Raw genomic sequence first — 23,801 nt, 5'->3', positions numbered from 1 at the left:
CCACATAGCCTGGAATACCATATTCTCATACATAAAGTACCATATATCGGTACATCACGCTAGGAGAGTAGAATGCCCGGATGGGAAGAAGGCGATTGGCGCGATGAGACGCTATGCCAGTTCAAAGAGTCCAATTTGCTCAACAGCATGGGCCTTGAATTTTACGACCTGTCGCACCCTTGGGGCCTTGGACAGCCGTGCTGGCCCTATTTCGAGGACGTCAAGATCGAGCGCTTGCATGGCATGTCCCGATCGGGCGTGCTGACGCAGAAGATCACTACCGTCATGCATTCCGGGACGCATATCGATGCCCCGGCGCACGTGGTCCCGGGCACGCCGTTCATGGACGAAGTGCCGTTGCCCTATTTCTTTGGCACCGGTGTCGTGGTGTCGATCCCCAAGAAGAAATGGGAAGTGATCACGGCGGAAGACCTGGAGAATGCGCGTCCGCAGATCCGAGAAGGCGACATCGTGATCGTCAACACCGGCTGGCATAAATATTACGGCGATAACCGCCATTATTACGCCTACTCGCCGGGCTTCTACAAGGAAGCGGGCGAGTGGTTCGTGCAGAAGAAGGTCAAGATGTGCGGGTCGGACACCCAGGCGCTCGACCATCCGCTGGGCACCGCGATCGGCCCGCACGGCACGGGCGCGCCGCATGGCCTCATCCCCCAGGTCAATATCGAATATGAACAGTTGACCGGCCGCAAGGTGATCGAGGATTTCCCTGAGTGGGAACCCTGCCACAACGCGATCCTGTCGGCGGGCATCTGCGGGTTCGAGAATGTCGGTGGCGATATCGACAAGGTAACCGGCAAGCGCGTGACCTTCGCCGCCTTCCCGTGGCGCTGGAAGAAGGGCGATGGCTGCATCGTCCGCCTTGTGGCGATTGTCGATCCTACCGGCAATTTCCGGATCGAAACCGGCAAGGACAACGACTGAGCACTCTTCGCGCGTGGCGGCCCTGGGGCTGCCACGCCGATGGAGCATAAACCGGCAGGCAGCCGAAGATCGAGAGGATCGGACATGGAAGTCGTGCGCCTTGCAGACGCCAAAACCTATATTGCGCCGAAGCATTACGACATGCGGTCGCTTCGCCTGCAGGGTCTTGAGGCCAGCGGCGCAGACTTCGCCTGGACGGGCCTGTCCTACTTCCTGCCAGGTGGCGGCGCCGAAATGGACGCAGGACCGCTGGGGAAGATCTATGTCGTGATCGAGGGCGAAGTGACGATCGAACTGGGCTCGGGCGAGACGCAGGTTTTGGGCAAGCTCGACAGCTGCTTCATTCCCGGCGGCGAAGCGCGTGCCGTGCGCAACGACGGCAATATTATGGCGACCATGCTGGTAGTGATGCCTTCTCCGGTGAAAGCAGCATGAGCCTGCCCCGGATCGATACGGGAAGCCTGTTTGATGTCGCGGGCAAGTCGGCGATCATCGTCGGCGCGACGGGGTCCTTCGGAAAGGTGGTCTGCGCCACGCTTGGCAAGTCGGGTGCCCGGCTGGTCGTAACGGCCGGCAGCAAGGACGGACTCGCGACATTGACTGCTGAACTGGCCGAGGCCGGAATCGAAGCGGTTCCGGTCAACCGCCGCCCGAATACCGAGACAGACTGCGATGCGATCGTCGCGGCCGCAGTCGAAGCTTATGGCAGCGTCGATATCCTCGTGATCGCCTCGGGGATGAATGATGTCTCGCCGATCGTCGATATGGCGCCGGATCGTTTCCAGAAGGTAATGACGGCGAATGTCGATGGCGCCTGGTTGATGGCGCGCGCGGCGGGAAAACGGATGATCGAGCAGGGCAGGGGCGGGAAGGTGGTATTTACCTCGTCGGCGCGCGGCAAGCTTGGCCATCCGGCGGGATATTCGGCCTATTGCACCTCCAAATCGGCGATCGACGGCATGACCAAGGCGCTGGGCTGCGAATGGGGCAAGTACGGGATTACCGTCAACGCGATCGCGCCAACGGTATTCCGTTCTCCGGTCACGGCCTGGATGTTCGAGGATAACGACAACGCCACGAACGTGCGCAACGGTTTCCTTGCCCGCGTGCCGATCGGCCGCCTCGGCGAGCCGGAGGACCTTGCGGGGCCGCTGCTTTTCCTTTGCTCCAGGGCGTCCGATTTCCACACGGGCCACATCGTCTACGCCGATGGCGGCTATACGGCGGGATGATGATGCGCATCGGGATCATCGGCGGCGGGTTGATGGGAGCCGGCATCGCGCAGGTTTTCGCCGCAGCTGGCCATGCGGTGACGGTCCATGAACCGGACGCTGCCGCGCGCGGTACGCTGGTCGAACGGGTGCGCCAGGGGCTGGCGCAGCTCGGCGACGATCCGACGTTTGCAGAGCGTGTTACGCCCGTGGAGCATCTGGCCGAGGCCGTAGCGGACGCCGGCTTCGTTACGGAGGCCGCCCCTGAGAAGCTGCCGCTCAAGCGCGCCATCTTCGCGCAGCTTGTTGAGGCGGCGCCGGCGGATGCGATCCTCGCCAGTAATAGCTCCGTCATTCCATGCGGCGCGATTGCCGAAGGGTTGCCGACGGCGCACCGGATCGTCGGGACGCACTGGTGGAATCCGGCGACGCTGGTGCCGCTGGTCGAGGTGATCCAGGCCCCGGGCACGAGTGAGGAAACAGTCGCCCGGACAATGGAGCTCCTCGCCTCCGTCGGGAAAAGGCCGGCCCATATTCGCAAGGATTTGCCCGGCTTTGTCGCCAACCGTTTGCAGCATGCGCTGTGGCGCGAAGCGATCGCGATGGTCGCAGAGGGTATTTGCGATGCCGCCACGCTGGACGATTGCGTTAAGCACAGCTTCGGCCTGCGCCTTCCGGTGCTGGGGCCGCTGGAGAATGCCGATCTGGTCGGTCTGGACCTGACGCTCGATATCCATCGCACGATCATGCCCGAACTCGACCGGCACGACCGGCCGCACGAATTTCTCGAACAGCAGGTCGCGGAAGGCAGGCTGGGGTTCAAGAGTGGCGAGGGATTCCGAACATGGAGTCCCGAGGCGATCCAGGCGGTGCGCGCACGGCTTGTACGCCATCTGCTCGATGCGCGGAGCGTGGGAACATGAACGGCCTTGCCGGGGCAACATTTTCAGGGATTAGTTGAGCATCATGGCGTCAAACAAAGTCATTATCACCTGTGCCATCACGGGCGGAATCCACACCCCGACCTTGTCGGACGCGCTGCCCTACACGCCTGCCGATCTGGCGCGACAGGCCATCGAGGCTGCCGAGGCTGGCGCCGCGATCCTGCACATCCACGCGCGCGATCCCGAAACCGGCGCGCCGACCGGCAGCCCCGATGTCTATCGCCAGTTCCTGCCGGTCATCAAGCAGGGCACCGACGCGGTCATCAACCTGACCACCGGCGGCAGCCCCGACATGACGCCGGAGGACCGCCTGGCCGGCGCGCTCGCATTCTCGCCCGAAATGTGTTCGCTCAACATGGGATCCATAAACTTCGCGTTCCACGACATGGGGCGCAAGGTGGAGAATTGGAAATTTCCATGGGAAAACCAGTACATCCTCGACTCCGAGAAGTTCATCTTCCGCAACACCTTCGCCGACATCCGCCGCAACTACGAGCTTCTGGCCGATCACGGCACCCGGTTCGAACATGAATGCTATGATGTCGGGCATCTCTACAACCTCGCCTATTTTCTGGATCGGGGATTGGTGAAGCCGCCGTTTTTCGTTCAGATGATCTTCGGCATTCTGGGCGGCATCGGCGCCGATCTTGAAAACCTGGTCTTCATGAAGGGGACGGCAGACCGTCTGTTCGGGCGCGACAGCTATCAGTGGTCGGTACTGGCGGCGGGGCGTTACCAGATGCCCTTCATTACCCAGGCGGCACTGCTGGGCGGAAACGTGCGTGTCGGACTGGAAGACAGCCTGTTTATCGAGCGAGGGAAGCTTGCCGTGTCGAACGCGCAGCAGGTGCAGAAGGCCAAACGCATCCTGGCCGAAATGGGGCTGGAGCCGGCCACCCCCGACGAGGCGCGCGAGATGCTCGGCCTCAAGGGCGGTGATGGGGTCAATTTCTGAACAATAAAAGTTTCGTTAGGAGAAGATCATGAGCGAAGGCGCATTCACGACGGCGGAATTGCTGACCCGTCACGCCGACAACGGTCCCAAGATTACTGTCGGTTATGGCAACAAGGCCTGTGATCCGCCGAACCCGCGCGAAGAGCGGGTCGATGGGATGCGCATCCTCCGCGATGTGTCGGTGCCGATGCGCGATGGCGTCAAGCTCTATGCGGATGTCTATTTGCCCGCCGACGCTGCCGACGACGCGGAACTGGGCGTGATCGTTTGCTGGGCGGCATTCGGCAAGCACGCGACCAATTCCAAATTGCCCGAAGCTATGAACGTCGCGCCGGGCCTGATTTCGGACCACACCGGCTGGGAAGCGCCCGATCCCGCGTACTGGACGCAACATGGCTATGCCGTCATCTACCCGGATCCGCGCGGCACATGGAACAACGAGGGCATCTATTACAATTTCGGCGATGTCGAGCGCAGCGACATGTACGACCTTTGCGAATGGGCGGGTGTCCAGTCGTGGAGCAACGGCAAGGTCGGCTACATCGGCGTTTCCTACCCGGGCGTGGTCTGCTGGCAGATCGCCGGGTTGCAGCCACCGCATCTGGCCGCGATCATTCCCTGGGAGGCATGGTCCGATGGCTATCGCGAATTCGCCTATCACGGCGGCATGCGCGAGACCGGCCACACCGCACTGATCGATCAGGTCATGCGCTGGCCAAACAAGACCGCCGAGGACATGAACGCGAACTTCGACGCGCATCCCTTCGACGACGGGTTCTGGAAGTTCAAAAACCCCGACATCAAGTCGGTGCAGGTTCCCGCCCTGGTCGGCGCGAGCTGGTCGGATCAGGGGCTGCATACCAAGGGCACGATCAACGCGTGGCGCAATATCGCCTCAAAGGACAAGTGGCTGCGCGTGCATGGCCGCAAGAAGTGGGAGCAGTACTACGCGCCCGAAAATGTCGAGTTGCAGCGGGCCTTCTTCGATCGTTTCCTGCTGGGTCGGGAGGACCGCTTCACCGATCAACCGCTGATCACCATCGAGGTTCGTGAAAGCGCCTATGTCGGTGAAACGCGGGAAGAACGCGAATGGCCGCTGGCGCGTACCGCGTGGACGCCGATGTATCTGGACACCGCTGCACGCACGCTGGTTGGTGAAAAGCCCGCCACGGCGGGGGACGCGCGCTATGCCGCCGATGGTGACACGCCGCTGACCTTCGACCACAAGTTCGCGCAGGACACCGAGGTTACCGGGCCGATGAAGCTCAAGCTGTGGGTCGAGGCCGATGGGTCGGACGACATGGACTTGTTCGTGGCGGTCCAGAAGCTGGACAAGGCGGGCGATCCGGTGGGCTTCCCGTTCTTCGCCACGCATGTGGATGGCCCCGTCGCGCTTGGCTGGCTGCGCGCAAGCCACCGCGAACTTGATCCCGAACGGTCGACCGAGGCTGAACCTTTTCATCGCCATCAAAGCGAACAGCGCCTCGTGCCCGGGGAGATCGTGCCGGTGGAAATCGGAGTTTGGCCGTCCTCCACGCTGTTCCGCGCCGGTGAGACGCTGCGCGTCGTCATCAAGGGGAAGGACATCTACCGTTATCTGGACGACCCCGCGAGCAATTCGCACCTCAAGACCCGCAACGCCGGTACGCATATCGTGCATAGCGGGGGGGAATATGACTCCCACATCCTGCTGCCAATAATCCCAAAGGCTTGAATAGCTTAATTTAGGAGACGATAAATGTTGAAGGCGATGATTGCATCCTGCCGCCGGCCCACGCTGAGCCGCCCGGAGTTTTTCCACTACATGGCCAATGTCCATGCGCCCATGGCAACTTCACTGCCTGCGATCGCGGCGAACATCCTGCACGCCACGCAAAACCGGACGATGCTGCCTGAGGACAACGTTGATATCGCAACGCTGTACCGCCATGATAAGACCCGTGATTCCGTGGTGGAACTGTGCTTCGATAATTTGACCCGCATGATGAATATCATGGAGGATGAGGGATATCTTTCGACTATCCGGCCCGACGAAGAGAACTTCAACGACCTGACGCGTGCTCTTCTCGTCTTTCTTGATGAGGAAGAGCAGTTCTCTTCAACCAGCGAGGAACTGACGCACAAGACGTTCGACTACGTGCGTCGTCGTCGGGACATGACGCCGGAGGAATTCCAGGTCCAATGGGCCGATTATGGTCGTTCGCTGGCCAGCAACGATGCCTATCGCGCTCTGGCCAAGAAGCGCATCCACAATATCCCCACGGAGGGGCATCCTACAGCGATCATGCCGCCTCAGGACTTCGATGGCGTCGCCGCCACGTTCTTCGATTCATTCGCTGATGCTGATGCGCTCGTTCGTCAGGGCTTGGCAGACGGCGAGAAGAAGCTGGTGGATATCGGCGAGTGCCTCTCGATCGTAGTAGTGGGCGGACGCATCCGCATGTAAACCCGAACGGAGGCGCTTCGTGCGCCCCCGTTCCGATCAGCCGGTCGCTGACGAGGGGCCGGCCGATCACTAACTGCATTGATCGAAACCGGCTCCCCGGTCAGCCTAGGCATCAAGACTGCTGTATTTGATCTCGGCCGACCATGGGAAGATGCCGCACAAGTTCGCGCGCAGGGGCCGGCAGCAATCCCTTGGCGCGACGATAGATGAAAAACCGCCGTGCAAGTTCGAACTCCGCTATCCGGATTCGATGTACGCTTCCGGCGCTCAGTTCGTTGGTGAACAACGGGGTCGGCATCCAGCCGAGACGGCCCGTCCCGATGACGAACGATGCGATCGCATTGGGCGAACTGCTTTCTATATCGACAGCCGGCATTTCAATGCCCAGGCGGCGGACGATGTCCTCAAACAGGACGCGCGGCGTGGCGCCGAGCGGCGGCATCACCCAAGGCAATGACAGGACATCCGCGATGGAGACCGTGGAAGCTTTGGCAAGCGCATGGTCGTTGGCGCAGATGATGCTGTATGTGTCATCAAACTGGCATTCGCCGACCAGATGGATTTCGCCCTGCAACTCGACCTTGCCGCTGATCATCAGGTCGATCTGATTGCCGGTAAGGGCAGAGGCCAGCCGGTCATCGAGCGAGTCGGTCACCTGAACCAGCAGGCCGGGCGTTTCGTCCAGCATTCGGCGTACGGCACCTGGCAAGATCGAACGGGTTATGGCAGCCACCGCTCCGACCCGCGCGACACCGCGCTTCAAGCCGCGAATTGCCTGCAAGGAATCGCTGGCCTGGCGCATCTCGAACAGCAGTAAGCGGGCGTGAGGAACCAGCGCCTCGCCAGCAGGAGTCAATACTACCCCAGTCGGCAAACGCTGGAAGAGGTCGATGCCATGCATCTCCTCCAGCGCTTGTATCAGCCTGCTGAGCGCCGACTGGCTCATGTTCATGGCGATGGCGGCGCGGCCGATGCTGCGCGCTTCCACCACCTCCATGAACGCGCGCAATCGCCGCTCGGAAAAATCAATCATGTCAGTCCAATCGACCCCTGCGCCAAACGTCAACTGACTGCATTGTCACGGCTTAGCGCTTGACCAGAATTATCTCAGTATAATCATAGCTGAGGGCAAAGGTGCCGTCCACCGCGCGGTTGTAGCGCTCGAGTATTTCGTACTGCTTCTGCCTGTATTCAGCGCGCTGCGCATCGTCTTGCAGTGATGCGAAACGGGCTATTGTCGGGCCGTGGAATTGCGTCCCAAGATCAAGATAATCGTCGATCGTCGCATAAGTGGCTTCGAAATTGCTCTGTCGAATGCGGACATCGCTGACGCGATCGCCAACGATATTCGCAAGATAGGGGCCGCGGGTTATGTAATAGGCAGGGTTGATATGCCGACCTTCGGGTATCGCATTGTTATCGCGGCCCAGATGATAGAATTCGGTCGGCATGCTGGGTTCGGCCCAGGCGACGATGCCGATCTTTCCACCGGGCCGCAGGACGCGCAGGCATTCGTCGATCGATTGCTGGTGGTCGGGGAAGAAGCTCAACCCAAGTGTGGAGAGAACGACGTCGAAGCGGCCATCGTCGTAGGGAAGGCCCTGAATGGCGTCGCCATGATCGTAGGTGATCGAATCCAGACCCTCAGCCTCGCTGCGCAGACGCGCCCGCTCCAGCAGCGGAGGGGCGATGTCGATGCCGGTGACGACAGCGCGACGGCGGGCGGCGGCGATCGCGCTGTTACCGGTTCCGCAAGCGATGTCGAGGACCTGCTGGTTTGCGCGCACGTCCATATTCGCAACCAGTAGTTCGCTGACGATCTGATGCTCGACCGCGATGCGGTGATAATCGCCCAAGCTCCAGATGCGCTGCATCGGCGAAGGGGATTGGCTGCTGGCACTCGTCATCGTTTTTGCCTTCTCATTCTGCCGCGAGTTTGATGTCCAGCGGTTCAAAGACCTTGGTAGGGTTGAGGATGTTCAGGGGATCAAGCGCCGACTTCACCCGCCGCATCAGCGCAATTTCTGCCTCGCTTCGCGAATAGGCGAGATAGGGCCGCTTGAGCAGTCCGATGCCGATCTCTGCCGAGATCGATCCACCCCAGTCTTGCGTGCATTCGTAGATGACCTGTTCGATCTCGTGTTCGGGAAACGGACGTTCCTCGACCGTGACGAACATGTGAATGTTGCTGTCAGCCAGATGGCCGAAATTGTACATCCGCGCCGACGACCAGCGCTCGCGGCATCGGCGTTCGCACTCGTCGAGAAAGGCCGCGATCCTTCCGGTCTCGATGCTGATGTCGAACGCAACGAGCGGCGCCAAAGCGCCGTCCAGTTCACCCGACATATCGCGGATTGCCCAGAAGCGGTCGGCTTCGCCGATCGATTGTGCCAAAACCACGTCACTCACCTCGCCCGCCTCAATGGCCGAACCGATCACGGCCTCGAAATGCTCGCCGTCCTGCTCAGGATCGGTGCCCATCATTTCCAGCAGGACATAAGCGGCGTGTTGACCGGCGAAGGGGCGGCGATGGTTGCCTTTGTCCAGCGCCGCTTCGAAAAAGCTCGGCCACATCACTTCGAAGCTCGACATCGTGTCAGCCAAGCCCGCCCGCATCCGGCGCAGAAAGGCGTAGACGTTGTCGAAATCGTCGAACGCGCACAGGGCGGTCGCCGTGGAGCGCGGCTTGGGGAACAGTCGCAGCACGACTTTGGTAACAACGCCCAGAGTTCCTTCGCTGCCGATGAAGAACTGCTTGAGGTCGTAGCCCACGTTGTTCTTGAGCATCTTGTTGAGCGTCGTCACGATCGTACCGTCGGCCAGAACGACTTCCATGCCCAATACCAGATCGCGCGTCATCCCGTAGCGCAACACCCGGTTGCCGCCAGCATTGGTGGCCACGTTGCCGCCGATCAGGCACGAGCCGCGCGATCCGATGTCGAGCGGATAGAGGAGATCTACCGCGTCGGCGGCTTCCTGAATCGCCTGAAGTGGAACGCCGGCTTCGACAGTTATCGTGCCGGCTGTCGCGTCGAGTTCGAGGATCTCTCGCATCCGGTCGAGCGACAACAGGACCGCGCCATCGATCGCGGTGGCACCACCGACCAGCCCGGTCAGCCCACCTTGCGGCACGACCGGCGTTCTGGTTTCAGTACATGCAGCCAGTACCGCTGATACTTCCTGGGGTGTGCGCGGGCGTACCAGCGCGACCGGCTTGGTGCCGGGTTCAGCCGGGACGTGCCAGTCACTCATGTGACGGCTTTCAATCTCGTCTGCCAAAGTGACGGACGCTTCGCCAAGTCGTTCGCGCAGCAGTTCGATGATGTCGGCCATCCCCTGAAATCCCTCCTCTGTACTTCTGACGCCGTCGCCTCATGCGGGGGCGTACGGCCTGAATGTGTGCAGATCATTTGTATCCTGCCGCTGTGTTGATCCAATGCGGATTTCGGCCAGCCTCATGCCGTATCCGCATGTCGCGACGGTTGGCGCATGGCCATGCGCGATGCGTATGGCTGCTGCCAAACTTCGCGTTGGACCTTGTACGGGTCAGCCGAGCATATTTCCTGCAACATAATCATGTCGGCAGGATCATGCCTGTGTTGGGGACGTAATTACGCATGACTAGTTCACTCATTCAGAACACTGCCTCGACTCCAGCAGCATCAACCGTCCGCGACGTCACGCTTGACCTGATGCGGTCGCTGGGAATGACGACAATCTTCGGCAATCCGGGGTCGACCGAATTGCCGATGTACCGTGATTTCCCCGATGATTTCCGTTATGTACTCGCGCTTCAGGAATCGGTCGTATTGGGCGTGGCGGATGGCTATGCGCTGGCCACAGGCAATGCGGCGTTCATCAATCTGCACTCTGCCGCGGGCTTGGGCCACGCACTGGGCAACCTGTTCACCAGCTATCGCAATCAGACGCCTCTGGTGGTCACCGCCGGGCAGCAATCACGGTCCATTCTGCCTTACGAACCGTTCCTGTTCGCCGAACGGGCGACGGAGTTTCCCCGGCCCTATGTAAAGTGGAGCTGTGAGCCCGCCCGCGCCGAAGACGTCCCTGCTGCCATCGCGCGCGCTTATTATGTGGCCATGCAGCCGCCTTATGGTCCGACTTTCGTTTCGATTCCGGTCGATGACTGGGACCGCCCCTGTCCGCCCCTGGCCACGCGGGATGTCCATGCGCGCTATGCGGGCGACCCTGCGGTCCTTGCCGAGGCTGCCCGTGCGATGGCAGCAGCCAAAAAGCCCACGATCGTTGTGAACGGTGGTGTGGCGCGTGACGGCGCATGGGATGGTGTGATCACCCTGGCCGAGCGCCACCAGGCGCCTGTATGGGTCGCCCCTCTCTGCGGTCGCAACAATTTTCCAGAGGACCATCCGCTGTTCGCGGGCTTCCTGCCCGGCGACCGCGCGGCAATCGTCGCCCGCCTTGGTGAGACCGACTTCATTCTCACGCTGGGCGGGCCACTTTCCACCTACCATGTCGATGGAGAGGGCCCGCATATTCCTGAAGGCGCTCATATGATCCAGCTGGTCAATGACCCGGTCGCGGCAAGCTGGGCGCCGGTCGGCACGTCGATCGTCACCGACACCGCTGTCGGGGTCGCGGCGTTGCTGGCGGGACCGGAACCAGCCGCGCGATCCGCGCCGCCGCGTCGCCCGGCGCCGCCGGCGCTCGATATGGGCGGCGCATTTACCGACGCCCATCTGATGGAGCGGCTGGCCGCCTTGCGCCCGGCGGGAAGCGTGATCGTGGAAGAGGCGCCCGGTTCGCGCGGAGCGATGCAGGCGCGCCTGCCGATCATCGATCGCGACACCTTCTACACCGGGGCCAGCGGGGGGCTGGGCTATGGCTTGCCGGCGGCGGTCGGCATGGCGATGGGGCGTCCGGGCGAAAAGATCATCGCGCTGATCGGCGACGGCTCCAGTTCCTATTCGATCCAGGCGCTGTGGACGGCGGCGCAGCAGAAGCTGCCGATCAGCTTCGTCATCGTCAAGAACCGGCGGTACGAGGCGCTGCATCATTTCGGCCGTCATTTCGGGCTGGACCGCACCGTCGGTACGGAATTGCCCGACATCGATTTCTGCGCGCTCGCACGAGGCTACGGCGTCGAAAGCTTCGCCGCTGGGTCGCTTGAGGATATCGACGGAGCACTGCTCGCCAGCTTTGCGGCAAAAGGGCCGACGCTTGTCGAAGTCTCGGTCGCCTGAACTGTAAGAAAAGTATCTGGGAGAGATGGTTATGAATACAGAAACCCTGATAAAGCCGACCGGCAGCCTGGCGGCCACATTCGATCGGGCCAGCCCGCTTACCGGCCAGACAGTGAGCCAGGGCTGCGCGATGACGGTTGCCGACGCGACCGCGGCCTGCGACCGCGCGAGCGCCGCGCAGCCCGCATGGGCCGCGCTGGGACCGAACGCGCGCCGCAATATTCTCATGCGCGCGGCAGACCTGCTGGCCGAGCGCGGGCCAAGCATCATGGAGACGGAGACCAGCGAGGTCGGCGCGGGTGCGCCCTGGGCCAATTTCGATATTGCCCACGGTTGTGGCACTCTGCGCGAGGCGGCGGCGATGACGACTCAGGTCGGCGGGGAAACGATTCCGTCTGACAAGCCTGGCATGTTGGCGATGACGATCAGGACGCCGGTCGGCGTGGTTCTGGGCTTCGCGCCCTGGAACGCGCCGATCATCCTGGGCGTTAGGTCCTTCGCCATGGCGCTTGCTTGTGGCAACGCCGTGATCGTCAAGGCTTCGGAGCTCTGCCCGCGCACGCATGAAATGCTGATCGAAACCATGCACGAGGCTGGTGTGCCGGAGGATGTCCTGATCCTCGTCAACAACGCGCCAGCCGATGCGCCCGATGTTGTCGGCGCGCTGATCGCGCATCCCGCCATTCGCCGGGTCAATTTCACCGGATCGACGCGAACCGGAAAGATCATCGCCAAACTCTGCGCCGAGCAGATGAAGCCGGTGCTGCTGGAACTGGGCGGCAAATCGCCACTCATCATCCTGGACGATGCCGATCTGGACGAAGCCGCCTCTGCGGCGACATTTGGTGCGTACATGAATTCGGGACAAGTCTGCATGGCGACCGAGCGGGTGGTCGTTGACGAGTCGATCGCCGACGCCTTTGTCGACAAGTTCAAGGCGCGGATCGCGGGCCTCACGGCTGCCGATCCACGCGGCGGTCCCGTCGCGCTGGGCTCGCTCGTCGATCCGTCCGCGACGACCACCGTGTCACGCATTGTCGCGGATGCGACCGCCAAAGGTGCCGTCCTGCACGAGGTCGCCCCCGCGCAAGGCAACTATCTTTCCGCCGCCTTCGTCGATCGCGTAACGCCGGACATGGCGATCTATCACGAGGAATGCTTCGGGCCGGTCACGACAATTGTCCGCGTGAAGGGCGAAGCGGAGGCGCTGCGCGTCGCCAACGATACCGAATATGGTCTGTCCGCCGCCATTTACACGCGCGACATCGGACGGGGGCTGCGCCTGGCGGCGCAGGTCCAGAGCGGCATCTGTCACATCAACGGCCCGACCATTCACGACGAGGCCCAATTCCCCTTCGGCGGCATGAAGTCCTCTGGCTACGGCCGGTTTGGCGGCAAGGCGGGGATTGCCGAATTCACCGAGCTACGGCTCATCACAATCGGACTCGAGCCAGGGCAATACCCTTTCTGACAGCCCGCAAACCAATCCCGAGCGCGGCAAACGCGTCTATCAGGAGATGTCATGAACTATCATAAATATTGTATCGCAACGATGGCTGCGCCTCTCGCGATGTACGCCGCTCCGTCCTTCGCACAAGGGCAGGCGGTCGAGCCGCCACAGGAACAGGCAACGTCCGACACCCAGGTCGAGGAGATCATCGTCACCGCGCAACGCCGGGGCGAAAATCTTCAGAATGTGCCGATCGCCATCACCGCCCTGTCGGCGTCGCGTCTGCAGGCGACAGGCGTCCTGACTGCGCAGGATCTTTCCACGGTCACGCCGTCGCTGCAGATGCCGGCACAGGCGGGCTATCTGCTGCCCCGACTTCGTGGCATCGGCACGAGCGTCATCGGTCCGGGCATTGAAAATACCGTGGCCCTGTATGTGGACGGTGTCTACCAGGCATCGTCGCCCGCATCGATATTCTCGCTGACCGGGATCGAGCGGATCGAGGTGCTCAAGGGGCCGCAGGGGACGTTGTTCGGACGCAACGCCACCGGCGGACTGATCCAGATCGTGACGCGCGAGCCCGAACCCGGTTTCAGCGGAAACGGGGCGATCAGCTACGGTAATTACGACACGGTCTCTGCCGACGCCTATATCGCCGGTGGCTCCGACACGGTCCGTGTTTCGCTTGCCGGGCGCTATGCGCATCAGGGGGACGGTTTCGGTTACAATTTCGCCCGTGGCGAAGATGCCAATACGGTGAGGGACGATCTGGCGCTTCGCGGCAAGATGGTCTTCCTTCCCGCCGATGGTACGAAGGTGACTTTCAGCGCGGACTATGCACGCACAAGGGGCAGCTATCCAGAAGCCCGCATGTTCCCCGGCGCTCCCGCGCGCAATGATCCCAATCCGCCGTCCGGTCCCTTCGACACGAACAACAACACGCAGTCGATCAAGAGCCTGGATGCGGGCGGTGCCAGCCTGCGCGTCGATCAGGATGTCGGCGCCATCGGGTTGACCAGTATTTCGGCCTATCGCCGTTCTACATTCCATTCCGTCGTGGATCTCGACCGTACTCCCGCCAATCTGGTGTTCATCGACAACACTCAGCAGGACCGTCAGTTCAGCCAGGAGTTGCAGCTTCATTCGACAAGGGGGTCGACGATCGACTGGCTGGTCGGCGGCTATTATTTCTGGTCGAAAAGCGGCTTCGAGCCCAGCATCCTGACCAATTATCCGCCGACCGCTCCGGCGCCACGAACAGTGACGGTTGACGGCAATCAGTCGACGGAGTCGCTGGCTGCCTTCGGACAGCTGACGGTTCCGTTGACCGACCAGCTTCGGGCGACGGCAGGTCTGCGCTACACCACGGAGAAGCGCAGCATCGACACCGGCAGCATCGTGGCGCTGATCTCGGGGCCGACGCTGGCGACGGCGGCGCAGGACGACAGCCGACGCTACAACAAGCTGACCTGGCGCGCGGCGCTCGATTATCAGCCGACACCCGACGTGTTGCTGTATCTGTCCTACAACCGGGGCTTCAAGAGTGGCGGCTTCAACGTCACCACACCGGGCGCGGCGCCCTATGAGCCCGAGGTGTTGGACGCCTTCGAATTCGGAGCGAAACTGGATTTGTTCGATCGTCGGCTGCGGATCAATTCGGCGGTCTTCTATTATGACTATTCCAACATTCAGGTCGCGTATTTCATCGGCGCTTCGGGCGGCACGCTTGGTATCCGCAACGGGTCGTCCGCGACGGTCTACGGGGCGGATGTCGACCTTTCCCTGATCCTGGCGCCGGGGTTGACGCTACAGGGTGGGGCCAGCCTCATTCATGACCGCTTCGGCGATTTTCCCAACGCGGTGATCAACACCCCGCTTCCGGGCGGCGGCAACGCCAGCGGCGTTTTCCAGGCCAAGGGGAACCGGCTGCCGTTCACGTCGGATTTTTCGGGAAACATCGGGCTGGACTATGCGCGTGAGCTGTCTTCCGGAAAGCTGACCGCCAACGTCACGCTCTATTATAATGACGGCTATTATCCGGAAGCAGATAATATCCGGCGCGTCGACGGCTACGCCAAGCTTAACGCATCTTTGGGATGGCGGTTCGGCGAAAGCGGCGTGGGCGTACGCATCTGGGGGCGCAACCTGACCAACAAGGCCATTCCCACGTTCATCGGCTCCGTCGCCGCCGGTACGGGCATCACCTACGAGCCGCCGCGCACCTATGGCGCGTCGCTGACCGTGGACTTTTGATGACGGCGCGCGGCCCGGAGCAGGCGGACACGGAGGCAGCGGGCGGTCGGTGGAACCGCCCGGTGCTGGCGGTCTGCACGCTTATCGCACTGACCGAGGGGTTCGATCTGGCCAGCATCGGCGTCACCGGTCCCGGGCTGGCGGCGGAACTGGCGCTCGACAAGCGGGCGTTCGGCGTCAGCGTGACCGCCGTGATGCTCGGATTTTTCGCGGGCGCGACCCTCGGGGGGCGCTGGGGTGACCGGGTCGGTCGGCGGAACGCCCTGATCATCGGGATGGTGGTGGCAGCGTGCTTTTCGCTGCTGACGATCACCGTCACCAGCTTCGGCGCCCTGCTGCTGGTCCGCGTGCTGACGGGCATCGGGATCGGCATGGTCTATCCCAACATAATGGCGCTGGCGGCAAGCTGCGCCCCGCGCGAGAATGCGGCCAGCGCGGTCGCCATTTCTTCTAGCGGGGGTAGCATCGGATCGCTGGCGAGCGGAATGATGCTGGCGGTAGGGGGAGGCGCGCTTGGCTGGCGCGATTTCTTCGTCACCGGGGCGCTCGGCACGTTGCTGCTCGTGCCCTTTGTGCTCGCCATCGTGCCCAGACATATATCTTCAACCCCACGATCCGAGGCGTCGGCACCGATACGGGCCATCTTGTTCGGGAATGGAATGGCGATGACGACAGCCGCCATATGGACCATGAACTTCATCGTCTCGGCGCTATATTACATGATCGGCAGCTGGTTGCCGACATTGCTGGCCGCCCGTAATCTGCCGCCGGAAACCATCGGCATTTCGCTGGTCGTGCTTGCTCTTTCGGCTGTGGCCGGGGGGCTGCTGCTATCGACCGCCTATGATCGACGGCCGGGCCGTGGCGTCGTGCTGTCCGCATTCCTGGGAATGATGATCGCCTTCGCATGGCTGGCGCTCGCGCGCGCACCGAGCGGGGCGATGGTCAGCGTGGGCATGATCGGCGCCTTCCTCTTCGGCGGCCAGATGCTCGTCTACGCCATTTCCGCGCTATGCTATCCCGCACCGGTTCGCGGAGCCGGGCTGGGGTGGGCGCATGGTGCCGGGCGATTAGGCGGGATCGTCTCGCCACTCGTGATCGGCGTCGCGCTGCAGGCGGGTATCGGCCAGCAGGGCGTATTGCTCGGCGCGATTCCCCTGCTGCTGATCGCCGCTGCGGCGGCTGCGATCGTGGCGCGCAAGTCTGGGTCCATCCCCGCAAAAGTACCGAACGCGACATAGGAATTTCGGTCAAGCACTGAGGGCATTCGGAGTGCCGGACGCGACTTTGAGGACCCGCTTTGCATGATCGCGCAACTGGCCGTTCGGTCCGACGTAGCGATAGAGCGTCGCGCGGCTAATGCCGAGTTCACGGCATAGGTCAGCGATATTCGTGTCGCGATTGGCCATCGCAGACTGGGCCAGGCGGATCTGGTTTTTGGTCAGCTCGAATTGGCGGCCGCCTTTACGTCCGCGTGCGCGGGCAGCGGCGAGACCCGCCATTGTGCGTTCGCGAATGAGATCGCCCTCGAACTCGGCCAGTGCCGCGAATATCCCGAATATCAGTTTGCCGCTTGATGTGCTGGTGTCTATATCGGCGCCCTGGCCGGTGAGGACGCAAAGCCCGACGCCTCGTTCAGACAGACTGCGTACGGTCGTGACCAAATGCTTGAGATCGCGTCCCAGCCGGTCAAGCTTCCATATATAAAGTGTGTCGCCTGGCCGTAGCGCTTTCAGGCAGGCTTCCAGCCCCGGACGATCATCCCGCTTTCCAGACGCTTCGTCCTTGTAGACGTGGTCGGGAGTGACATCGGCCGCCGTGAGCGCATCCATCTGAAGGTCGAGGGTCTGCGAGCCGTCTGCTTTGGAAATCCGCGCATATCCGAGCTTCATGAGTGTTTCACAGACGGTCGTTTGTGTGACGCTGGCGAAACAGCCCGCCAGCATGATCGATTTTGTATCATATCCCGTCTCACAGATAAAGGATAGCAAACCCTATCCAAAACGAAAAGAGACGCAGCTTATGCCACGCATGCAAATTCTCTCGCCCGGCGAACAGAACGCTTTCGACACACCGCCCCGGATGAACGCTGCCCAGCGCAAGGCTGCCTTCGATTTGCCACTCGGCTTTCAAAAAGAGATCGAGCGACTGCGGGATCCAGCCCACCAGGTCGGGTTCTGTTTAAATGCCGGCTACTTCCGTCATGGCCGGCGCTGCTTTGCCCCCGAAACATTCCACGACAACGACATTGCACATGTCTCCAGTCGGCTGGGGCATGACGCGGGAATGTTTGCACCCGCCGCCTATCCCGACCGGACACGTCAACGCCACGAGCGGATAATAGAGCGCCTGGCCGGTTTCCGGACGCTCGGTGGCGATGGTGAAGCGCATCTGTCTCTCATGATCGACCAGAAGGTCAGGGCTCACGAGAAACCGAAGGTTATCTTCCAGGCTGCCGTCGACCATCTGCTGACAAATCGGATTGCCTTGCCGGGCTACCGGCGCCTGCAGGATTTGATCCTGTTGGCGATCGGGCGGTCCAGAACGCGCGAGATGGCTCTGGTCGATGCCCACCTGCCACCGGCACTCGGCCGGGAACTCGACCTGCTTCTGGGTGATGGTGAGGAAACAGACGGGATCGCGCGGAGCCGTCTGGCGGCCCTCAAGCAGAATTCACAATCCGTTCGTCCCCGTTCGGTCAAGGACAGGCTGGCCAATCACACGGAGCTCTCCGACCTGTTTCACAAGCTCGAACCGGTCATTACGGCCCTGGGTTGGGATCGAAGCAGCGCCCGCAATTACGCGCTTGCCGTCATGAAATCGGATCCCCACGATCTGCGGCGTCGAAAGCCGGCAGACCGCTATCTTCACCTCATCGCCTTCGTCGTCCATCAATACTTCTCGCTGCAGGACAATCTGGTGGCCACGCTACTCAGCTCCGTTAAGGCTACCGAGACTGCGGCAAGCCGCGAGTTCAAGGACTGGTGCTATGTCGAGAGAAAGTCTCAGGCCGCAAAGCTCCGGGCCCAGATACAGGCTTTCGAAGATCATTTCCAATCGGCCATGGCCACCCTGCGCGGTGTGTTCGAAGCCGACCTCACAGACGCTGACAAGCTGCAGAGCCTGCATCTCTTGCTGTTCCCGGTCGATGCGGCGCCAGTGTTGTCCGATGCCATTCTGAAAGACATGAAGGATGACGCGAGCGTATCGCAGAACGAGGACGCCCGCTATTACGACATTCTTGAAGCCAGATCCCGACGCCTGCAAAACCAGGTGTCGGGTGTCATGAAGTCTCTGTCCTTCCAGACGGAAACACATATCAAGCCGCTGCTGGCGGCGCTGGTGCATTTCCGCAAGGCCGATGGCCAGGTGACGCGATCGGCGCCATCAGGCTTTCTCGATCCCGACGAGCGCAAGGCCGTGGGAAGTGGCGCGGAATTCAGGCCGTCGCTTTATAAGGTCATGCTGTTCCAGCACGTCGCCAGGGCGATCAAAGCCGGCGGTGTAAACCTGCCCCAATCTCACAGATATCAGCCCCTGGATAGCTATCTGATCGGGACAGAGCGCTGGCAGCGCGATCGTGAGCAATTACTGGAACGCGCCGGAATGGCGCGTTTCTCGGACCCGAACGCCGTGCTTGCGACGTTGAAGCAAGCCCTGAGCGACCAGTTTCTCCTCACCAACAGCAATATCGCAGACGGCAGAAACCTTCATGCGACGGTCGCGGCTGCCGGCCACATCAAGCTCAACACGCCCAAGCAGGAGGAGATCGAGACGACTGCCCTTTCCAGGCTCTTTCCGCAACGGCACTATGTGCCGCTCTCCGAGATCCTCAACACGGTCAACGTCGCTAGCGGTTTTGCCGACAGCCTGTCGCATCTGCGCCAGCAATACGCCCGCCCGGTTTCGACCGCCGTTCTCCTGGCCGGCGTCATTGGCCTGGGATGCGGGATCGGCCTGCGGAAAATGGCCCGAATATCCGGTGCGATCAAGGAGGACGCTCTGGATCACGCCGTCAACTGGCACTTCTCCCGCGAAAATCTTGTTGCTGCCAACGATCGCATCCTCGCCCTCATGGACAGCCTCGATCTCCCGGAAATCTACCGGCGCCATGCCGGTGAGACCCACACGGCCAGTGACGGCCAGAAGTTCGAGGTAACCGGCGATAGCCTCGATGCCAGCCATTCCTTCAAATATTTTGGGAAAGGTCAGGGAAGCAGCGCCTACACCTATGTCAGCGACAAGATCTTGCTCTGGTATTCCACCGTCTTCAGCGCCGCCGAACGCGACAGCGCCTACGTCATCGACGGTCTGATGCACAACGACGTGGTGAAATCGACGATCCATTCGACGGACACCCATGGCTATTCCGAAGCGATCTTCGGCGCCACCTATCTCATCGACATTGCCTATGCCCCCAGGATCAAGGGCCTGAAGCATCAAACCCTGTATGGCTTCAGGTCCATGACGCACGAAAATCGGAAGAACTGGGCCGTCCAACCCGACAAATATGTTGACGAAAACATCATCCGTACCCACTGGGACGAAATTCTCCGGCTCATGGTCACCATCAGGCTCAAGGAAACCACGGCGTCGGATATATTCCGGCGGCTCAATTCATATTCCAGGCAGAACAGTCTTTACACCGCCCTCAAAGCTTTCGGACGCATCGTCAAAACCCTGTTCATCCTGCGCTACATCGATGGCGTCGAACTGCGAATGGATATCGAAGCCATGCTCAACAAGGTCGAACTGGCCAACCGGTTTACCCGAGCGGTGGCCGTCGGCAGTCCGCGTGAGTTCATCTTTACCGTCCAGGAGGATCAGCAGGTAGCCGAAGCCTGCAACCGCCTGATCAAGAACGCCATCATCTGCTGGAATTATCTCTATCTCGAAACCAGGCTACGCGCCGCCGATCCCGAAACGCACGCCGAAATGATGCAGAGTATCAAGGCCCATTCGCCGCAATCCTGGGCGCACATCAACATGCTGGGCGAATACGATTTCTCCGACAAGAAGCTTGCAGACAGCTTCGGTATCCTCCCCCTGAAACAGGGCCTCTGAAACCAGGCCGTAAATTGGGGAATGAAAATGAGGGAATTTATCAGCAACTCAATACCTTGCCAGAATTCCTATGTCGCATTCCGCCCCTTTGCGGGGACGGACCCGGCCTTCCATGGGGTCCTGCTGGTGGATGAAGCCTATGTCGATTTCGTGGATGCTTCCCTTGGCTACGAGCTGGTTCGCGAGATCGGTCGCATACCCAACCTGCTGATCGCACGGACCCTGAGCAAGGGGCATTCGCTGGCCGGCTTGCGCCTGGGCTATGGCCTGGGAGCTGCCGAGCTTGTTGCGCCCATGCTGCACAAAGTCCGCGATAGCTACAATGTCGATGTGATCACCCAGCATCTCGGTCGCGCCGCGTTCGGCGACACGCAGCGTGCGCGGGAGAGTTGGATCCTGGTGCGAGGCGAACGCGGCCGGTTAGCGCAAGCGCTCGGCAAGCTCGGTATCGAAACGCTGCCTTCGCAGGGGAACTTCCTGCTCGCGCATATCCCGGCGACATTCAACGGCGCAAAGGCCCTGCAGATGAGGCTCGCCGGGCAGAATATCCATGTTCGCTGGCTCAACTTCTCGCGTCTCACGGACTGGCTCCGGATCAGTATCGGCACGATAGCGGAGAACGATCGACTGTTAGCGGCGATTGAAGCAATATTGGCCTCAGGCAAGGTGGGAACTGTTTGCTGACGGAGCCGCCGCCGGGGCACCGGACATTAATTCGCCCTCGCCAACGCCACATAGCCGTACCGGCCATAATTCGTCGCCAGCCTGACAATGTCGGCCGTCAGACGCTGCTCGACGGCATCGTCCTTCTGATCGGCCCCCACCGAGTGGTCCGGTTTGATTGTTAGTGCATTGTTGCTTCCGCCGCCATTGTCGTCGGTAGGTGGAGCGAAGCGGAACCGGACGACGGCAATGGCGGTGTCGCGGTTTCCGGGGCCGGTGGCCGGTAACCCAAGCTGCTGTGCGGTCGAACGGTGTTGTAGTGCCGCCGCCAGGCCTCGATCAGCACCTTGGCCTCGGCGAGGCTGTAGAAGATCTCGCCGTTGAGCAGTTCGTCGCGAAGCGATCCGTTGAAGCTCTCGTTATAGCCGTTCTCCCACGGTGAGCCGGGCGCGATATACAGGGTCTTCACGCCGATCTGGGCGAGCCAGATCTGCACGGCATTGGCGATAAATTCGGCGCCATTATCCGACCGTATGTGCGCGGGCGGGCCGCGCGTGACGAACAGCTCCGCCAAGGCGGCCAACACATCTTCATGTTTGAGCTGGCGCGCCACGATGAGCGCCAGGCACTCCCGGCTGGCCTCGTCGATGATCGTCAGGATCCGGAACTTGCGGCCGTCATGGGTGCGCCCTTCAACGAAGTCATAGGCCCACACGTGCCCCGGATATTCCGGCCTGAGCCTGATGCAGGAGCCGTCGTTAAGCCACAGCCGACCGCGCTTCGGCTGGCGCTGCGGGACCTTCAGACCCTCCTTGCGCCAGATCCGCTCGACGCGTTTGAGGTTCACCGTCCACCCCGCATGGCGAAGCAGCGCCGTCACCCGGCGGTAGCCATAGCGACCATATTGCTTGGCCAGCGCGATGATGTCCTCGGTTAGCTGCTGCTCGTCGTCCGCCCCGCGCGGCACTTTGCGATGCGTCGACCGATGTTGCCCGAGCACCCGGCAGATCCGCCGCTCGGACACTGGCAGCTCGCGCCGCAACTGATCGATACAGCGTCGCCGCCGCGCGGGGCTTAGAAGTTTCCCCGGGCGGCCTCCTGAAGGATTAGCTTGTCCAGCGTCAGGTCCGAGATCGCCCGCCGAAGCCGCAGGTTCTCCTTCTCCAGATCCTTCATACGTCGCGCCTGGTCGGTCTTCAGGCCGCCATATTCCTTGCGCCAACGATAATAGGTCTGCTCGGTGACCGCGATCCGGCGGCAGGCTTCGGCCGTCGTCCCACCCTGCGCCAACACGATCTCAACTTCACGCAGCTTCCCGATAATCTCTTCCGGCTTGTGCTTCTTGCTCGGCATTCGTCGTCCCTTTCGTGATCCAGACTATCATAGTCGATGGACCACTCAGGCGGGGGCAGATCATACCCGCGCGCGATCGTCGGTCGCGTCTAGCGCCAGTAGTTCGCCAATTTGCTCCAAGGTGAAACCCGCTGCTTGCGCGGAACGGATGAAGTGAAGCCGCCGCACGTGCTCGCCTCCATAGCGTCGAAAGCCGCCGGACATCCCGGTACTGCTCGGTCGCTCGGGCGTGTCGAGAAGGCCACGGCGCTGATAATAGCGGACAGTCTCGACACCAACGCCGCCTTCGCGCGCCAAACGCGCGATTGTCACTTCCCGCACCCCTTGACTCCGTACTATGGTACGGAACCCATATAGGCGGCAGTTCAAGCGAAAACGAGTCGAAAGCTGCCGCAATGACCTCTCCAGTCCAGCCCCGCAAAGCCGTCCTATATCGGATGGTGCTCGACAAACACGTCTGCCCCTATGGGCTCAAGGCGAAGGACCTCTTGCGTCGCCAAGGTCTCAAGGTCGAGGATAAATGGCTGATCACGCGGGAAGCTACCGATGCCTTCAAGGAGCAGCATGGGGTGGAGACGACCCCTCAGATCTTCATCAATGGTGAGCGGATTGGCGGCTACGATGACCTTCGCCGCTACTTCGGGAAGTCGGCCGCGAACCCGAAGGCAATTACCTACAAGCCTGTCGCAGTGCTGTTTGCGGTGACCGCGCTGATGGCGCTTGGCGCCAGCCATGCCGTCTATGGCACGCCTCTCACCCTACGGGCTGGCGAATGGTTCATAGGGTTCAGCATGGCGGTGTTGGCATTGCTCAAGCTCCAGAATGTCGAGAGCTTCGCAACCATGTTCCTGAACTACGACCTGCTGGCGAAACGCTGGGTGCCATACTCCTACATCTACCCCTTCGCAGAAGCGCTGGCCGCCGTGCTGATGATCGCGGGCGTGCTCGATTGGGTGTCGATTCCGATAGCATTGTTCATCGGGACGGTGGGAGCAGTGTCGGTGTTTAAGGCCGTCTATCTCGACAAGCGCGAGTTGAAATGTGCCTGTGTGGGCAGCTCCAGCAACGTGCCGCTTGGCTTCCTGTCCTTAACGGAAAACCTGATGATGATAGCGATGGCGGTTTGGATGAGTTTGGCCGCGCTCGGGACTGGCGAAGCAAGTGCTTTTGCGATGCCGCACCAATCCGCGGCGATGGAAGACGCCTCTGCTGCTTAGCCGTTGAGGGGGCGTTCCAAGTGGCGCGTGCGGCGCGACAATGGGACGCATGGACCAGCCCTGCGTGTTTGGAGCAGTGTC

Annotated in this window: 19 protein-coding genes and 1 pseudogene; 14 read left to right on the top strand and 6 right to left on the bottom strand. The window is 61.5% G+C overall.

Features of this window, described 5'->3' with window-relative positions; all coding sequences use genetic code 11:
* Nucleotides 1-72: 72 nt before the first annotated feature.
* The 7 genes from CAF53_RS22740 (at nt 73) to CAF53_RS22710 (ending at nt 6,501) form a co-directional block, all read left to right on the top strand.
* Nucleotides 73-945 carry a cyclase family protein gene (locus tag CAF53_RS22740; protein WP_197707542.1) on the top strand — a complete coding sequence of 291 codons (873 nt, stop codon included), beginning with the start codon at nt 73-75 and terminating at the stop codon, nt 943-945.
* A gap of 84 nt (nt 946-1,029) precedes the next feature.
* Nucleotides 1,030-1,380: a cupin domain-containing protein gene (locus CAF53_RS22735; protein WP_041380312.1), complete on the top strand. Its 351-nt coding sequence runs from the start codon at nt 1,030-1,032 to the stop codon at nt 1,378-1,380.
* Nucleotides 1,377-2,177, top strand: coding sequence for an SDR family oxidoreductase (locus tag CAF53_RS22730; RefSeq protein ID WP_011950702.1), 801 nt, complete (start codon nt 1,377-1,379; stop codon nt 2,175-2,177). Before CAF53_RS22735 ends, CAF53_RS22730 begins: the two co-directional genes overlap by 4 nt.
* Complete coding sequence (locus CAF53_RS22725) at nt 2,174-3,079, top strand: 3-hydroxyacyl-CoA dehydrogenase family protein (protein WP_041380311.1); 906 nt, start codon at nt 2,174-2,176, stop codon at nt 3,077-3,079. The genes CAF53_RS22730 and CAF53_RS22725 overlap by 4 nt, the downstream gene beginning before the upstream one ends.
* 43 nt (nt 3,080-3,122) lie before the next feature.
* The gene (locus CAF53_RS22720) at nt 3,123-4,055 is read left to right on the top strand and encodes a 3-keto-5-aminohexanoate cleavage protein (protein WP_041380309.1); all 933 of its coding nucleotides are present in this window, start codon (nt 3,123-3,125) and stop codon (nt 4,053-4,055) included.
* A 28-nt stretch (nt 4,056-4,083) separates the two neighbouring features.
* Nucleotides 4,084-5,769, top strand: coding sequence for a CocE/NonD family hydrolase (locus tag CAF53_RS22715; protein ID WP_011950705.1), 1,686 nt, complete (start codon nt 4,084-4,086; stop codon nt 5,767-5,769).
* A 24-nt stretch (nt 5,770-5,793) separates the two neighbouring features.
* Entirely contained in the window at nt 5,794-6,501 is a 708-nt protein-coding gene (locus tag CAF53_RS22710; RefSeq protein WP_011950706.1) for an EthD domain-containing protein, read from the top strand.
* 112 nt (nt 6,502-6,613) lie between these two features.
* Here CAF53_RS22710 and CAF53_RS22705 read toward each other — a convergent pair whose 3' ends face one another.
* From CAF53_RS22705 to CAF53_RS22695, 3 genes are read right to left on the bottom strand one after another with little or no spacing between them, the layout of a single operon-like run.
* The gene (locus CAF53_RS22705) at nt 6,614-7,534 is read right to left on the bottom strand and encodes a LysR family transcriptional regulator (protein WP_100239685.1); all 921 of its coding nucleotides are present in this window, start codon (nt 7,532-7,534) and stop codon (nt 6,614-6,616) included.
* A 52-nt stretch (nt 7,535-7,586) separates the two neighbouring features.
* Nucleotides 7,587-8,408 carry a class I SAM-dependent methyltransferase gene (locus CAF53_RS22700; protein WP_011950709.1) on the bottom strand — a complete coding sequence of 274 codons (822 nt, stop codon included), beginning with the start codon at nt 8,406-8,408 and terminating at the stop codon, nt 7,587-7,589.
* A 13-nt stretch (nt 8,409-8,421) separates the two neighbouring features.
* Nucleotides 8,422-9,834, bottom strand: coding sequence for an FAD-binding oxidoreductase (locus CAF53_RS22695; protein WP_011950710.1), 1,413 nt, complete (start codon nt 9,832-9,834; stop codon nt 8,422-8,424).
* 284 nt (nt 9,835-10,118) lie between these two features.
* On the opposite strand from CAF53_RS22695, the gene mdlC reads away from it, so the two are divergent.
* The 4 genes from mdlC to CAF53_RS22675 are packed head-to-tail and all read left to right on the top strand — an operon-like array spanning nt 10,119 to nt 16,664.
* Complete coding sequence (gene mdlC, locus CAF53_RS22690; RefSeq protein WP_011950711.1) at nt 10,119-11,720, top strand: benzoylformate decarboxylase; 1,602 nt, start codon at nt 10,119-10,121, stop codon at nt 11,718-11,720.
* A gap of 31 nt (nt 11,721-11,751) precedes the next feature.
* Nucleotides 11,752-13,191 carry an aldehyde dehydrogenase gene (locus CAF53_RS22685; protein ID WP_011950712.1) on the top strand — a complete coding sequence of 480 codons (1,440 nt, stop codon included), beginning with the start codon at nt 11,752-11,754 and terminating at the stop codon, nt 13,189-13,191.
* A gap of 51 nt (nt 13,192-13,242) precedes the next feature.
* A complete protein-coding gene (locus tag CAF53_RS22680) occupies nt 13,243-15,423 on the top strand; it encodes a TonB-dependent receptor (RefSeq protein WP_011950713.1) in 2,181 nt (726 codons plus the stop codon).
* Complete coding sequence (locus CAF53_RS22675; protein WP_100239683.1) at nt 15,423-16,664, top strand: MFS transporter; 1,242 nt, start codon at nt 15,423-15,425, stop codon at nt 16,662-16,664. Before CAF53_RS22680 ends, CAF53_RS22675 begins: the two co-directional genes overlap by 1 nt.
* A gap of 9 nt (nt 16,665-16,673) precedes the next feature.
* On the opposite strand, the gene CAF53_RS22670 is transcribed toward CAF53_RS22675, so the two are convergent.
* Nucleotides 16,674-17,315 carry a recombinase family protein gene (locus CAF53_RS22670; protein ID WP_100239682.1) on the bottom strand — a complete coding sequence of 214 codons (642 nt, stop codon included), beginning with the start codon at nt 17,313-17,315 and terminating at the stop codon, nt 16,674-16,676.
* On the opposite strand from CAF53_RS22670, the gene CAF53_RS22665 reads away from it, so the two are divergent.
* Nucleotides 17,314-20,487: a Tn3 family transposase gene (locus CAF53_RS22665; protein ID WP_100239681.1), complete on the top strand. Its 3,174-nt coding sequence runs from the start codon at nt 17,314-17,316 to the stop codon at nt 20,485-20,487. The genes CAF53_RS22670 and CAF53_RS22665 overlap by 2 nt on opposite strands.
* Nucleotides 20,488-20,508: 21 nt before the next feature.
* A complete protein-coding gene (locus CAF53_RS22660; protein ID WP_100239680.1) occupies nt 20,509-21,171 on the top strand; it encodes an aminotransferase class I/II-fold pyridoxal phosphate-dependent enzyme in 663 nt (220 codons plus the stop codon).
* 160 nt (nt 21,172-21,331) lie between these two features.
* Here the strand turns inward: CAF53_RS22660 and CAF53_RS22655 are convergent.
* Nucleotides 21,332-22,503 (bottom strand): IS3 family transposase gene (locus tag CAF53_RS22655; RefSeq protein WP_086012684.1). Its coding sequence is split into 2 segments (ribosomal slippage): nt 21,332-22,239 and nt 22,239-22,503, totalling 1,173 coding nucleotides; the frame shifts between segments, so codons are not numbered across the junction.
* Nucleotides 22,504-22,569: 66 nt separating this feature from the next.
* A pseudogene (locus CAF53_RS22650) lies at nt 22,570-22,824 on the bottom strand (MerR family transcriptional regulator); the annotation flags it as partial.
* Nucleotides 22,825-22,898: 74 nt separating this feature from the next.
* On the opposite strand from CAF53_RS22650, the gene CAF53_RS22645 reads away from it, so the two are divergent.
* The gene (locus CAF53_RS22645; protein ID WP_081609996.1) at nt 22,899-23,720 is read left to right on the top strand and encodes a glutaredoxin family protein; all 822 of its coding nucleotides are present in this window, start codon (nt 22,899-22,901) and stop codon (nt 23,718-23,720) included.
* Nucleotides 23,721-23,801 lie beyond the last annotated feature (81 nt).

The organism is Sphingobium sp. LB126, from assembly GCF_002795205.1.
Lineage (GTDB): Bacteria > Pseudomonadota > Alphaproteobacteria > Sphingomonadales > Sphingomonadaceae > Sphingobium > Sphingobium chungbukense.
This window is presented reverse-complemented; position numbering and strand designations above follow the sequence as displayed.

Coding starts and splice junctions, on each gene's coding strand:
- CAF53_RS22700 (WP_011950709.1), bottom strand. CDS start 8,408: ATGACGAGTGCCAGCAGCCAATCCCCTTCGCCGATGCAGCGCATCTGG.
- CAF53_RS22675 (WP_100239683.1), top strand. CDS start 15,423: ATGACGGCGCGCGGCCCGGAGCAGGCGGACACGGAGGCAGCGGGCGGT.
- CAF53_RS22725 (WP_041380311.1), top strand. CDS start 2,174: ATGATGATGCGCATCGGGATCATCGGCGGCGGGTTGATGGGAGCCGGC.
- CAF53_RS22665 (WP_100239681.1), top strand. CDS start 17,314: ATGAGTGTTTCACAGACGGTCGTTTGTGTGACGCTGGCGAAACAGCCC.
- CAF53_RS22645 (WP_081609996.1), top strand. CDS start 22,899: ATGACCTCTCCAGTCCAGCCCCGCAAAGCCGTCCTATATCGGATGGTG.
- CAF53_RS22730 (WP_011950702.1), top strand. CDS start 1,377: ATGAGCCTGCCCCGGATCGATACGGGAAGCCTGTTTGATGTCGCGGGC.
- CAF53_RS22710 (WP_011950706.1), top strand. CDS start 5,794: ATGTTGAAGGCGATGATTGCATCCTGCCGCCGGCCCACGCTGAGCCGC.
- CAF53_RS22735 (WP_041380312.1), top strand. CDS start 1,030: ATGGAAGTCGTGCGCCTTGCAGACGCCAAAACCTATATTGCGCCGAAG.
- CAF53_RS22720 (WP_041380309.1), top strand. CDS start 3,123: ATGGCGTCAAACAAAGTCATTATCACCTGTGCCATCACGGGCGGAATC.
- CAF53_RS22695 (WP_011950710.1), bottom strand. CDS start 9,834: ATGGCCGACATCATCGAACTGCTGCGCGAACGACTTGGCGAAGCGTCC.
- CAF53_RS22670 (WP_100239682.1), bottom strand. CDS start 17,315: ATGAAGCTCGGATATGCGCGGATTTCCAAAGCAGACGGCTCGCAGACC.
- mdlC (WP_011950711.1), top strand. CDS start 10,119: ATGACTAGTTCACTCATTCAGAACACTGCCTCGACTCCAGCAGCATCA.
- CAF53_RS22685 (WP_011950712.1), top strand. CDS start 11,752: ATGAATACAGAAACCCTGATAAAGCCGACCGGCAGCCTGGCGGCCACA.
- CAF53_RS22680 (WP_011950713.1), top strand. CDS start 13,243: ATGAACTATCATAAATATTGTATCGCAACGATGGCTGCGCCTCTCGCG.
- CAF53_RS22660 (WP_100239680.1), top strand. CDS start 20,509: ATGAAAATGAGGGAATTTATCAGCAACTCAATACCTTGCCAGAATTCC.
- CAF53_RS22740 (WP_197707542.1), top strand. CDS start 73: ATGCCCGGATGGGAAGAAGGCGATTGGCGCGATGAGACGCTATGCCAG.
- CAF53_RS22715 (WP_011950705.1), top strand. CDS start 4,084: ATGAGCGAAGGCGCATTCACGACGGCGGAATTGCTGACCCGTCACGCC.
- CAF53_RS22705 (WP_100239685.1), bottom strand. CDS start 7,534: ATGATTGATTTTTCCGAGCGGCGATTGCGCGCGTTCATGGAGGTGGTG.